The organism is Rhizobium phaseoli (assembly GCF_003985125.1).
GTDB lineage: Bacteria > Pseudomonadota > Alphaproteobacteria > Rhizobiales > Rhizobiaceae > Rhizobium > Rhizobium phaseoli.
Genome location: NZ_ML133578.1, coordinates 70514 through 83182 on the forward strand (window position 1 = coordinate 70514; position 12669 = coordinate 83182).

12 protein-coding genes and 1 pseudogene are annotated in these 12669 nt (G+C 57.2%); 10 read left to right on the forward strand and 3 right to left on the reverse strand.

Annotated elements, in window-relative coordinates; all coding sequences use genetic code 11:
• The first annotated feature begins 110 nt into the window (after positions 1–110).
• Together EFD56_RS21495 and EFD56_RS21500 are read left to right on the forward strand one after the other, a co-directional pair.
• A complete protein-coding gene (locus EFD56_RS21495) occupies positions 111–392 on the forward strand; it encodes a DUF982 domain-containing protein (RefSeq protein WP_126906231.1) in 282 nt (93 codons plus the stop codon).
• Between the two features lie 111 nt (positions 393–503).
• Positions 504–1235, forward strand: a complete 732-nt coding sequence (locus EFD56_RS21500; RefSeq protein ID WP_126906232.1) for a phosphotransferase — start codon at positions 504–506, stop codon at positions 1233–1235.
• Positions 1236–1291: 56 nt separating this feature from the next.
• Here the strand turns inward: EFD56_RS21500 and EFD56_RS21505 are convergent, their stop codons facing one another.
• Together EFD56_RS21505 and EFD56_RS21510 are read right to left on the reverse strand one after the other, a co-directional pair.
• A complete protein-coding gene (locus tag EFD56_RS21505) occupies positions 1292–2620 on the reverse strand; it encodes an aminotransferase class I/II-fold pyridoxal phosphate-dependent enzyme (protein WP_126906233.1) in 1329 nt (442 codons plus the stop codon).
• Between the two features lie 91 nt (positions 2621–2711).
• A complete protein-coding gene (locus tag EFD56_RS21510) occupies positions 2712–3212 on the reverse strand; it encodes a DUF995 domain-containing protein (protein WP_126906234.1) in 501 nt (166 codons plus the stop codon).
• 209 nt (positions 3213–3421) lie between these two features.
• On the opposite strand from EFD56_RS21510, the pseudogene EFD56_RS33480 reads away from it, so the two are divergent.
• The 7 genes and pseudogenes from EFD56_RS33480 to EFD56_RS32955 all read left to right on the forward strand — a co-directional run.
• Positions 3422–4024 (forward strand): annotated as a pseudogene (locus EFD56_RS33480) (aminotransferase class I/II-fold pyridoxal phosphate-dependent enzyme); the annotation flags it as partial.
• Between the two features lie 109 nt (positions 4025–4133).
• Complete coding sequence (locus tag EFD56_RS33485) at positions 4134–4649, forward strand: aminotransferase class I/II-fold pyridoxal phosphate-dependent enzyme (protein ID WP_126906235.1); 516 nt, start codon at positions 4134–4136, stop codon at positions 4647–4649.
• Positions 4650–4923: 274 nt separating this feature from the next.
• Positions 4924–6087, forward strand: coding sequence for a helix-turn-helix transcriptional regulator (locus EFD56_RS21525; RefSeq protein WP_126906236.1), 1164 nt, complete (start codon positions 4924–4926; stop codon positions 6085–6087).
• A gap of 232 nt (positions 6088–6319) precedes the next feature.
• Positions 6320–6745 (forward strand): pyridoxamine 5'-phosphate oxidase family protein, encoded by a 426-nt coding sequence (locus EFD56_RS21530; RefSeq protein ID WP_126906237.1) that lies wholly within the window; start codon positions 6320–6322, stop codon positions 6743–6745.
• A 97-nt stretch (positions 6746–6842) separates the two neighbouring features.
• Positions 6843–8393, forward strand: a complete 1551-nt coding sequence (locus tag EFD56_RS21535) for an aminoacyl--tRNA ligase-related protein (RefSeq protein ID WP_126906238.1) — start codon at positions 6843–6845, stop codon at positions 8391–8393.
• Between the two features lie 708 nt (positions 8394–9101).
• A complete protein-coding gene (locus tag EFD56_RS21540; RefSeq protein ID WP_126906239.1) occupies positions 9102–9869 on the forward strand; it encodes a competence protein CoiA in 768 nt (255 codons plus the stop codon).
• Positions 9870–9955: 86 nt separating this feature from the next.
• Positions 9956–10507: an ImmA/IrrE family metallo-endopeptidase gene (locus EFD56_RS32955; RefSeq protein ID WP_206513422.1), complete on the forward strand. Its 552-nt coding sequence runs from the start codon at positions 9956–9958 to the stop codon at positions 10505–10507.
• An 85-nt stretch (positions 10508–10592) separates the two neighbouring features.
• Here the strand turns inward: EFD56_RS32955 and EFD56_RS21550 are convergent, their stop codons facing one another.
• On the reverse strand, positions 10593–11396 hold the full coding sequence (locus EFD56_RS21550) for a hypothetical protein (protein WP_126906240.1): 804 nt from the start codon (positions 11394–11396) through the stop codon (positions 10593–10595).
• 405 nt (positions 11397–11801) lie between these two features.
• Here EFD56_RS21550 and EFD56_RS33225 point away from each other — a divergent pair, with 405 nt between their 5' ends.
• The gene (locus tag EFD56_RS33225; protein ID WP_245440630.1) at positions 11802–12341 is read left to right on the forward strand and encodes a hypothetical protein; all 540 of its coding nucleotides are present in this window, start codon (positions 11802–11804) and stop codon (positions 12339–12341) included.
• The last annotated feature ends 328 nt before the right edge of the window (positions 12342–12669 follow it).

Below are 12669 nucleotides of genomic sequence, written 5' to 3' on the forward strand. Positions count from 1 at the left end.
TCAGCCGATGTAATGCCCCTCGTCTTTGTTGAAATGCCATCGGGAAGGTTTTAAGGAATTTTCGCAGCAGACGGCGAACGCTCCTTGCGAGAATAAGAGGGACTCGTAGTATGCCGAGGCTCGGCTTAGTGAACTGGCGAAGGAACGATGACTTCGCTCCGTTGGTGCTGGTGATGAATGGCCAGGAAAAGAACAGGCTGGTGCGATCACTCGGCGAGGTCGCCAAGGCTCTCATCGTCGCTTGGCCGGGCGACGATGGCAAGGAGTATATGGATGCTGTGAAGACGTGCCTGGATGCCATCTACGGCAATATCCCGGCCGAGGCCGCTCGTGACGCACTCATTCGCGCCGCGGAGGAAGCCGGCATCCCAGTGATTGCCGCCGTTCATTGATGGTTTGCCCGCGCCAAGCGTAGAAACCCGGAAATCCGCTCCAGTGAACAGAGCATGCAAAGCCGTCAACGTTGACGCTTTTGGAGCCAGCGAGGGAGTTGAGCGAAGTCTATGGACCGGTCCGAAAGCGAAATACCGCTGAACGGTGGTCGCGTGACTCAAGGAATTGTGCGGGTTGGTGACACTGTTCGGCGTCCGCCTACATACAGCTCACCGTTTATCCACAAGCTCTTGAAGCATATCGAATTTGCCGGGTTCGTAGGTGCCCCACGCTCGCTCGGTTGTGACGAATTCGGGCGCGACGTGTTCTCCTACATTGAAGGTGACGTGCCACGGGACCTATCCTGGCACAGCGATGATGTCTTGATCGAGGCCGCGGAGTTGATACGCCGATATCACGATGCGACGGTAGGGCTTGTAGCGTCAGAGGCTGCCCAGGCCGTTGGCCTTGAAGTGGTCTGCCAAAACGACCTGTCGCCTTGCAATTTCGTATTTCGTTCGGGACGACCGGTGGCAATCATCGACTTTGACAGCGCATCACCCGGACCCCGAATGCACGATCTTGGCTACGCCGCCTGGATGTGGCTCGATCTCGGTGAAGACGATATTGAGCCTGACCTCCAACGACGTCGGTTGACCATGTTCTGCAGGGCGTACGATGCCGATGTGGACTTGTCGCGTGTCGTCAATTTTGTCGTGCTTCGCCAACGGATTCTCATTGCGCAAGGGCGGCGCATTGGCGACGCGCCTATGGAACGCTGGGCGGCCAATTGCCTTGAGTGGACCACCAGGCACCTCTACAACGTATTCGAACCATCGGACGCTGAGGGCCATGCCCACTAATTCCGGCCTGGGCACCAGAGCGACTTTGAGCGTGGGGCGTTGGCGTCAATCGCTCGTCAACCATCAAGCACCGAAATCTGCGCATCTGTTTGGTCGGATCGCCTGTTTAGTTTCGATCCTGCCGACAGGACGGCGTCGTAAATATCCTGTGCCGCCTGCACCAGCTGCTCGTCGGTGTGGGTTGCCATTAGCTGGCAGCGGAACCTCGCTGCCCCTAGCCCGACAGCCGGAAATTCAACCAGATTTACGAATGTGCCGCTATCAGCCACCGCCTTGCTAGCCTCACGGGCGAAGGCATCCTTACCGAGCATCACTGGAACGATCGCCGACGGCGATCCGAGCGTTTCCAGTCCGTGTTGTCTGAGCCGCGCCCGGAAGAAGGTCGACGCGTGAAGCAAGCCACGTCGCCTAGTTTCCCCTTCCTGAGATCGAATTACGGATATCGCCTTAATGACGACCGCGCACTGGACTGGCGAGAGTGCGTTGGAAAACGTGTGAGGATTTGCAAACCACTGGAGGTATCGCTTTATTCTCGGATCGCTCGTCGCAACGAACCCGCCATTCGAGGCGAAGGTTTTAGAGAACGCGCCCATGACGATGTCGACCTTGCCGAGCATGCCCTGCATCCCGATCTGTCCTGTGCCGTCACCCAAACAACCGAGATCATGGGCGACGTCGACAAGCAGCGTTGCTCTGAACTCCCGACAGGACGCATGCAGTGCGGCCAAGTCTGGACTGTCCGAATCCATCGAGTAGACACCCTCCGCAATCACGAGTATGGCGTTTTGCGTGTCCGTCGACCGTATCCTGCCAAGGATTTCTGCAGCGTGGGCCACGTCGAGGTGGCGGTAGCGGTGAACGTTCTTAGTTGCCGCGGCAGCGCCTCCTTGTAGGCATGCATGCGCGAGCTGGTCCATGACGATATGATCATAATCCCTGATCAAACCCGTTACCGTGCCATAGCCGGCCGCCCAGCCGGTCGGGAACAGGAGGATATGATCCAGATGGAGCAAATCGGATAGGGCCGCCTCGAGCTGCAGTGACAGCGGATTGTTACCGAGCAGCATGGCCGAGCCGGCGCTATGGACACCGAAGTCCCTGGTTGCAGAGATCGCAGCCTCCTTAATTTCGGGGTGGGTCGAGAGCGCCAGGTAATCCTGGACCGCGAGATTGATCCCTTTGTGGGCCGTGCGTCCAGTATATGCGATCTTCGCGGTTGGTTCGGGAGGCGTCGCAAGATTCCTGGCGTATGGCCAATAACCGTTGCTTATGCGTGCTTCGATCCAGGTGGAGTAGTTTTCAAGCCGATCGGAAAGAGACGGGCCTTTCGGCGAGGCGAAATGCGCGTTGCTTTTGTTGAGTGGGTGGCAATCTCTCGTCGCCATCACGGTCTCCCGGTTTGGTATTGCGATGAGCCCTGGCGGTGGGCAACAGACGTCGCGGTTCCGCACTCAGATCACGCTGACGGCCACAGGTCTAATCTGGTAGAGATGCCTTGACCGTCTCTATTCGCCCAGAAACCTTGTCGCCCATCTTGAAGCTGTCCCTGAATTCGCAATCACAGACGTTGCCGGTCCATTCTCCGTTTCCTGGTCCGTTCTTGCTCCAAAAAACCTTCCCTACCTTGAACCAGGAAACGCACGGGGCCCACTTGGTGCCGTCTCCGCTCTTTTTGCCTCGCCAAACTACGTCATAGCAGAATTCGTTATCCTTGACGGTCCACTTACCTTCGGCCCAAGCCTTCTTGCCGTCCTTCTTGTCCATAATGCCGAGCACGTTGCCATCCGCTGTCCATGTGTAACTCACCTTCCCCCCATCGGTGTCCCATATGACGGTGTTGCCAACGTAAAGTTTTGTTGTTTCCTCGGCCGTCAGCGCCTTGGCGTTTTTTGGCAGCTTCATGTTGGCCTGGGCAAGGCCAGATAATGTGGCAATGGCCAAGCTTGCGGCAATCGCGAACGAAATCACGCGGTTCATAGGATTTCCCTCCAGTTTCTAAGGTCAATGCTACGCTGCGACGTACGTCCCCACATATCCCAGATGGGATATGACCCGTTCCCAACGCCTCCTTATCCTACGGATCGCACGGCTTGGGGGGGTACCACGGTGGACAGCGCGGAATTCGACGTCTTTGGTGGAGTGACAACCGACTACTACGACCAGGCAGCTGTCGACCTCCCTGGTCGATGGAAGCCCATGACGGGCTGGTGGGACGCGAGGATGCGGAACGGTCTCGACCCCTACAGCAAATACACCGCCGCCCGGATCGACACCGAAATTGTCGCTTACGCGAGGAACGGGGAACCTCTCCCTGGCGTGAACTTCGCATCCCAGGACTACCTGAACCTCGCAACGGAGAAACGCGTCATCAATGCGGCGACCGAAGCCGCCGAGCGCTATGGAGTCCACAGCGCGGGATCGTCCGCCTTGATGGGGCTTACGGAGATGACGATCGAACTGGAGAGAAAGCTCGCCACCTTTCTGGGGCTCGCCGATGCGCCGTGTTCCCGACCGGCTGGGGAGCTGGCTATGGCCTTATCAGAACACTGGTTCGACGCGAGGACCATGTCGTCATCGACGTTCTTGCACATGCCTGCCTACAGGAGGGAGCCGCCGCTGCGACGGGCAACGTTCACCGGTTCCCACACTGCTCGAACGAGGGCGTCGAGCGGAGGCTTGCCCGCATCCGGGCCGAAAACCCGGGTGCGGGCATCCTGGTCGTCACCGAAACCGTTTTCTCCATGGACAGCGACGTTCCCGACATCGCCGGACTGCATGCGATCTGCTCCCGGTACGAAGCGACCTTGATGGTCGACGTCGCCCACGACCTCGGAGCGATCGGTCCTTGCGGCCGTGGTTATCTCGAGTTGCAGGGTGCGTTGAAACGTCGACATCGTTATGGGGAGCTTCTCCAAAACATTCGGTTCCAACGGTGGTTTCGTCGCCTCGAACAGGACGGAACTGAAACTCGCGCTCCGATACGGGTGCGGTCCCCTGACCTTCACCAACGCGATATCGCCGATGCAGGCAGCCGCGGTGCTTTCCTGTCTCGCTATCGTCGACAGTCCCGAAGGCGAGCGTCGGAGGAAGCGCTTGATGGGCAACGTCATGCACATGCGCTCATCCCTCCAAAACGCCGGATTTCAAGTCCTCGGAGAGCCGAGCGCCATCGTTCCGGTCGTCCTCGGCTCCAACGGCCTGTCGCGGGAGATGACCTCATACATGCTAAACAACGGAGCGATCGTGAACCTCGTCGAGTATCCGGCAGTCGCCAAGAACGGATGTCGTTGGCGGGTGCAGCTGATGCATAATCATACGCGCGAGCAGATAGACGCCTTCGTAATAACTGCCGTGGCGGCGCGCGATGCGGTATCGTCAGGCGGTGACAGATTGCTGTCGCTTCTTGCGGAGTGAGAGAGGCGCAAACAGCCTACCCATACCCTCGCACCTTTCCAAGCGAGCCGGAAACTGCGGCCCCAAGCGATGTCGTCTCCCATCTGCGATAAGCCGCGGGCAGAGTTGTATGATCGGTTGGTAGCTGAAAGTGCACTAGCCTATAACAAAAAACATTCGTCCTGAGCCCGCCAATACCAGTATCGACCTCGGCGGTTACTGTCGACTTCGCACCAATAACGTGCTTATATAAGCATAGTTTCGAATATAATGGTTGCATGATCGACGATACTAGGTGTTTTCCAAACCGCAGGGACGGGGCGACCCAGCGCAAAACATGGCGTACCACGTTGTCAACGTCGAACGGACGACTGATCATCTTGTCGACCTTATCTATGCCTGCCTTCTCGGTGAGGCCACTTGGCAGCGCTTCCTTGACGAGTTGAACAGCTTACTCCCCGGAGGGAAATCGCTGTTTCTGTTGCATGACACCGTCAGGCACATGGGTTCTTTTTCATTGGCATCCGGGCTCCGCGAGGACGATCTCATCGCGTATTCCCAGCACTATTCGAAAATCAACCCGTGGATGAGAGGTGCAGCGATCCGTCCTATTGGATTGGGGGTTGTTTCCGAACAAATGCTTGAGAGAGCCGACCTCGTCCAGACAGAATACTATTGTGATTTCCTGCGGCATGTCGATTGCGAGGCTGCCGTCGGAGTGACGATTACCCGCGAAAACGGGAGGCTGTTCGCTTTAAGTACGCTCACCGCAAATCCCGATCCAGATGACAACATGGCCGCCGCCAAGGTGCTCACGGGACTCTCCCCGCATCTCCACAAGGCGTTCCGTTTCTATCGCGGGCAGACACAAGGGGGCAAGGCCGAGAACCAAATAACCATCCTCGATCACGCCGACATCGGGGTTGTGGTTGTCGGAGAAGGCGGAGTGCTCAGACGTACCAACTCCTTGGGAGGTCGTCACCTCGAAGCCGGGGAACTCGTCGGACTTTCGCCTGTCGGCAGGGTGACCCTCAGGGATAGGACTGCCCATGGCGTCTTGCGTGAAATGGTCGATGGGATAGCGGCTGGGCCAAGGCTGCACTCCTACGTCATCACGACCTCTCAAGGTCCGACTAAGGTCACCCTAGCGAAGATTTGTAGGGACGCGCTCACCGATTTTTTCGGAGGCCCGGCTGTGGCGATCATCATCGACACGGCTAGCTGGTACAGTTCCGCCGGCATTGCAAGCTTCGCGCACCGTTTCAGATTGACCCCGGCAGAACTCAGGCTGGCGGATGCCCTCGGCCGTGGCGCATCGGTACGGGAGGCTGCCGGTTCCCTGGGGATCGCTGAAGGCACTGCCAGGCAGCAACTGAAGTCGATCTTCCGCAAGACAGGAGTGTCGCGGCAGTCGGAACTGGTCATCTGCATGCACAGCCTCTCAACAGGAGCCACGTAACCCGCGTTCGAAGCTCGCGCCGATCTCGAATGGCTAAGATACTCAGACCTTTTTCTTGCCGTCTTAATCATCCTGGAAGGCACGAAATTAGAATGGATGCACCAATGGCTGGGTCGGGTGGTGAAGCATATCTCGCAAGCTCGCGGCGCTGGCGGCCAGACGCCGCTGAGGTCGGCGGGCTGTCGAGTGGGACTGCGTAAAAATCGAGAATACTCACCGAGGGGACAAGACAATGGACGATTTTCAGACGAAACGCATGATCCTTGAATTCCTGAGAAAGCACAGCTTGGCGGTCATCGCGACCTGCCATCGTAATGGAACGCCGGAGGCTGCTACGATCGACTTCTCGGTGCGCGACAATCTTGAGGCCGTGTTCAGCACTTTCAAGGAAACGCGAAAGTTCGACAATCTCGCGGAGCGTCCCGGCGTCGCGTTCGTAGTCGGATGGAACGACAACATCACGGTTCAATACGAGGGTGAGGCAACAAAGGTTCCGGCCACGGATATCGAACAATATCAGGAAGCTTATCTCAACAGCGTTCCGGCTGCCAGGCCGTTCATCGAGAGGGGGGCCGTGATGTTCAAAGCCACCCCGCGGTGGATTCGATATTCCGATTTCAACAAAGAGCCTCCTGAGCAGATCGTGATTCAATTCTGACAGACGCAACGGGCTTCGGGTCGCCGTCCGAAGGCGTCGGCTGCGTAGCACCTGTGCGATGTTGTCACCTTCCCAATCCAATTTGGATTTTCACGGAATGCAGAAGTTCGCGCTTAAAGTAACCCGCACCCAAAACTTCCCCGAATGGTATCAGTCGGTCGTTCGCGATGCCGACATGGCCGAACTTTCCCCGGTGCGGGGCTGCATGGTCATCAAGCCATGGGGCTACGGCATTTGGGAGCTTTTGCAGCGCCAGCTTGATGACCGTATCAAGGCTTTTGGATTTGAGAACTGCTACTTCCCTCTGTTCATCCCAATGAGCTTCATTGCCAAGGAGGCGGAACACGTCGAAGGATTCGCCAAGGAAATGGCGGTGGTCACGCACCACAGGATTAAAAACACTGATGGCAAGCTAGAGCTTGACCCCGACGCCAAACTCGAAGACCCGCTGATTGTTCGACCGACGTCTGAGACAATCATCGGGGATTCATTCCAGAGATGGATTCAGAGCTATCGCGACCTCCCGCTGTGCATCAACCAGTGGGCAAATGTTGTCCGTTGGGAAATGAGAACGCGCCTGTTTCTCCGGACGGCCGAATTTCTCTGGCAGGAGGGCCACTCCGCCCATGCGGAGGAAGCGGAGGCGCGGGAAAGCACCCGCAATGCGCTTGAGTTGTATCGCGACTTCGCCGAAAGGGTCCTTGCGATTCCGGTGGTAGCAGGCGAAAAACCGGAGCACGAGCGCTTCCCAGGGGCCGACAACACCTATTCAATCGAAGCGATGATGCAGGACGGCAAGGCGCTTCAAGCTGGCACCGCTCATTATCTGGGAATCCATTTCGCTACGGCGCAAAACATCAAGTTCCAGAACAAGGATGGCGGCGACAGCTATTGCCATACTTCAAGTTGGGGGCTCTCGACGAGGATGATTGGCGGCATCATTATGACCCATGGTGATGATGATGGCCTTCGTTGCCCTCCGGCAGTTGCCCCCCGTCAGGTGGTCATAGTGCCGATCCTTCGCGATACGCCGGAAGACGAGGCGGTTCTCGCGTTCTGTGACGAGATTCTGCGTGGCCTTCGGTCGCAATCGTGTTTCGGTATGTCCGTCCGCGCGTTTGTAGACAAAAGTCTCACCAAAAGCGCCGACAAGCGCTGGACCTGGGTCAAACGCGGCGCACCGATTGTTTGCGAAATCGGACCTCGCGACACCGCTGGTCGGCTGGTGAGCTTCATGCGGCGGGACAAACTCCGCGGCGGTGGCGCGATGGCATCCGAAACCGTGTCGTTGGCCGAGTTCATCGATGCCGTGCCATCGCTTCTCGTTGATATTCAGCAGGCTCTTTTCGACGAAGCAAAAACTCGGCTTCACGCCAATATCCGAACCGATATCGACTCCTTTGAGGCACTAAAGTCCTATTTTGGAGAAGCATCCGGCGATGGCGATGATTCCAGCGATGCGAAAGGATGGGTGCGATGCTCGTGGTCCAGGCCTACCGGCGATGACCTCGCAAAAATAGTCGACCTCCTCAAAACGTTGAAACTCACAATCCGCAACGCTCCACTCGACCAACCCACATCGTTCAAGCGATGCCTGTTCACCGGGCAAGCTGGGTTAGAGGAGATAATTGTCGCTCGTGCGTATTAGTCCATCGCCAGAAAGGCCTCGTCCATAGCCCTGATTGTCGACGAGTTGGTGACGATCGCGTTCAAGTACGCTTTCCGGACGACGATGGCCGGAGCGTGGAGATAACGCTGACCTCTCAAAGAACGGACATCATCTTCACCCGGCAGACAACGGGGCGGGGTGCCCTTGGCGACGGATCGAATCGAAACTCATCAAGCTCGTGGCGGCGCAGTTCGATGGCGAGGTGACAAGGAATCCGCGGAGAAGGGGTTGTCGACGTCAGGCTCGCCCGACGAGAAATCGCCGGCTTTGTATGGGATATGGTTGTCGGGGCAGGGATTCGAACCCCGCGTCACAGCTCGCAAGCTGGAAGCAACCTCGGATACCCGAGGAATGAGGAGAGCGCCGCGCTCCGATTACGCTTACGCCCGACTGAAGCATTAACTCCCTGGCCTTGCGATGGTTCCTAATACAATTCAGCCTCCGATGGATAAAGAACGACCGCATCGCCAATACTGATCAGTGCATAACGCCGTCTATGCAGTTGATTTCTGACGAATGGCACAATAGCCTGAGCTTGTTCGTCGGGCGGACCAGACGAATAAGAACATGAGGCAGCCGAAACTGCCCGAAGAACCTCCAAGCGGCAACCAAGCCGCCCGCCAACTTCCCTGCTAGGAACCGAACTTGCGTCGCTCATGGCGCGCTCACGGCTGTTTGGAGATGAGAATGAAATTTGCCTTCGTAAATGGAATCCGCCAGGAAGCGACGACCGGCACCCGTGGAACTTGCCCTGGTTGCGGCTCGCCGACGCTAGCCAAGTGCGGCATCAAGCGGCTGCATCACTGGGCCCACGTGAGCACCGCTGTTTGTGACCGTTGGTGGGAGCCCGAGACCGAATGGCATCGGGCGTGGAAGAACCTGTTTCCGACGGAATGGCAGGAAGTCCATCATCGGGCTCTCGATGGCGAGATTCACATTGCCGACGTCAAGACCGCGAGCGGCACCGTTATCGAATTCCAACACTCGCCGATCACGCCGCAGGAGAGGGTGTCGCGAGAGGCGTTCTATGATCCCATGGTCTGGATTGTCGACGGCACGCGTCTCAAACGGGACCTATCCTCGTTCCGCCAGGAGATCACCACTTGCTCCCCATCGGACGTGACTAAAACCCGAGCCTGGCTCTTGAGGGATCGCGCCTCGGCGATCATCGAACGCTGGCGGCGAGGGAGCCGCCCCTTGTTTCTAGATTTTGGCAACGCTGAATTTCCGTTGCCTTGGTTGCCTGCGACGGGAGTGCTCTGGCTGCTGAATTATCTTCCACGCGAGCGAGTGGTCGTGACCCCCGTCCTCCGACAGAGCGTCGTTGACCACCTGCTATCGGGCACGCCGATCCAGGGGTTTGCGAGGCCAATGCCGGTTCCACCGCCCAGATCGCCATTGCCTGGCTTCCAGGCCCATCTTATGAGGACACGGGCGCGTCGGCCCAGATTCTAAACTTCGTGAGGCACAGCATGCATCAAGCAGTCGCGAGAGCATTCGCCAGCATCTGGATGGCTCTCTGCCTCATCCCTGCAGCCGGCTTGCAGATCACGAATGCCTTCGCGGAAGACGGCGTTGTCTTGCATCTCGGCAAAGACAGTCCGGCGCTTCACATACCCGCCGGAGACCAGGACGTCTTCGCGGAACCGGCGTTCGAAGATTACATGTACATGTTCTTCGACCTCTGTGACGCTATGGGTCTCGACGTCAAAGACCAGTGCAACATCTACCCCATGAACGCCTCGCTAGGCGGCAACGCCATCGCGACGGTCCAGGATGGAAATCGCATCATCGTCTACGACCGAACCCTCTCCCCGCAGATCGGGTATGAAGGCGCGATGATGGTCATCGCCCATGAGCTTGGGCACCATTATTGTCACCACCTGGGAACGGCCGCCGATCCCCGGAAAGAACTGGCAGCGGATCGGTTCGCCGGGGCTGCGATGCGGCTATCCAAAATGAGCCTTGATGCCGCACTCAGTGCGGTTCCGATTCTCGACGAGCGTCCGTCGAAATCACATCCGGGGAGGGCGGATCGGGTTAAGGCGATCACCGAAGGCTGGAACGATCCGGCAATCGGGAAGAAATGCTGAGGCACAAGGCTCAGCTATGCCGGCAAACACCCGTAGCCAGCCGATCAGAGCGTTCCATTGCAGGCCGGTTAAGCTCCGAGGGCATTCAGTTGCTGTATGAGGACGGATATCCGTTGGCCATCGCCATAAAATTCTCATCGCCCTCCGTGTGCACCGTCAGCAGCGCGTCAGGAGGGAGGGCAATATCGGTATAGACGTCAATCCCGCTCTGGTAATCACTGAGACCGAGATCGACCATCCGTCGGGCCACCAGCCACGCACCTATCGTGCCGGCCGCTCGTCCTTCCATAGCAGTACTGATTGGTATCTCGATTTCCAGAATGCGCGGCTTTCCTATTCCGGCGAGGCCAAAGGATGCACCAGCGTCCACCAGTGTCCATGATGCGACTTCACCTCCCCAAATTCGGAGGAGGCGTTCTACACCACTGTCGGAGACTGGCTGCGGAATGGCACATGTCCAGAAGAGCCCATCCCTTCGACCGTACAATTCTCCGGTCATGAGAGGGCTTGCCGCATATATCTGATCGGCTTGGACTCGGTTGATATGCTGGGCGGCTACCAATCCATCGAGGCGCTCCTTGAGGAATGGTGCTGACGACAGGACAATCCCCCGCTTACCGATGAGGTCGATTTCTTCATCGGTCATCCGCGCGTAGTGAAAGCAGCGGATGCTCTCTCCCGAGATCATGTAGCCGATGTCCGCTTCCAGTTCGGCCTTCGACTGGGCGAATTTATTCGCCGGCCGCTGCCAGAAGACTCGGCCCGTTGGCCTTGATGACTCGATGGCGATCTCTTCTGCACAGAACTTGGCGAGCAGATCGTCCCCTTCGACCAAATATTTCTTGGTCTCGGGTGGGAGAGTCTCGATATCCCAAAGGTCTATGCTCATTGGCACCTGCAAGTTGTCGCGCTCAATTTATCTATCGGCCCCCAGGCTGTCGAGCCTGCGATAGACGCGGCCCTTTCAACGATCCCGATCGCCATCTCATGTCACCAGCCTGGCTCCAGCAGGGGAGGTCATATTGGTCGAAGTTCACGAGCATCTCTTGGTTGTAAAGTTGAACATAGGTATGCCGCGAAAGCCCTAGAGCTGAGCAAGGGTATGTTGCGAAGATGTTGAACGCATGCTGCGAAAGCGCATGGAAAAACGAATGATTACAAGCATGCCTTATGCAAACGTTTGCTGCGAAGGACACTGAATGTCCTTCGCAGCAAAGGTTTGCAATTTCGCAGACTACGTTTGCCTAATACAACCAAAGGATCAGAGTCGGCCATTACCTTCGCGAGAATCTCTATGTCCCGTTCGGAGAGGCCGGAAGATTTAAGTGGTTTAGAGACATATCGTGGCTCCACCCAAGGCAAGAGCACGTCTGATCTCCCAATCGGCCTCGCCCTGCTAAAATTCGCCGACTGGAGTACTATACGCTTCAATTTGCGCGATGGTGTGGGGGCCGCGGAGGGTCGAGTTCTACGGAGTGGTATTGGCGTCCTTTTGTCCGAAATAGCAAGAGTTGGTACGATTATGTTGTTCTTTATCCTTTTTGTTTTGCCATACATCGTCGGTTTCGTCGCGCTTGCGTTCTGGCGACAGGGGTGGACGCTTACGGCGGCAACCATCGCAATGATGGTCGTCTATCTCTTTTCCCTAGGATCGGGGGATGGCCCAGGCGCGTTCGCGGCGGATGCCCTTCCAACTGTCCTCGCGGTTGGAATTGCAGCCGGGCTGGTAACCAGCATCATTTCCATGACGTCGAACTATCGATCTGGCTACATTGTAGCGGCAATGTTCCCTCTTGGATATGTCGCTGGTTATGCGGTGATTAGGTACTTCTGAAGCCCCCCGTCCGGAAGCCACGTGGGAGCGGAATCGGACTCTTTGGTCCAGCCGACCTGGCACCTGCGCTCAGTGGCGATTGCAATATCGCCGAGTAAAGCCGGTTGACGGGCCTTCGACGATGGGTCGGACGAACGTACATCATTCGTTACTTCGCACCTGCGGTAATTATCATACGATTCAAATGGCTAAATAATAACAAAAATCAGTTGCTTACTCGAAGTTTCTCGACTACGTTTTTTACAGAAAAGTTCCGATACACCCGGCCCTCGCCGGCGATATTCAGCGGTCGTTTGACCTTCCTTGGAGGGAGGATGATGACGTTATT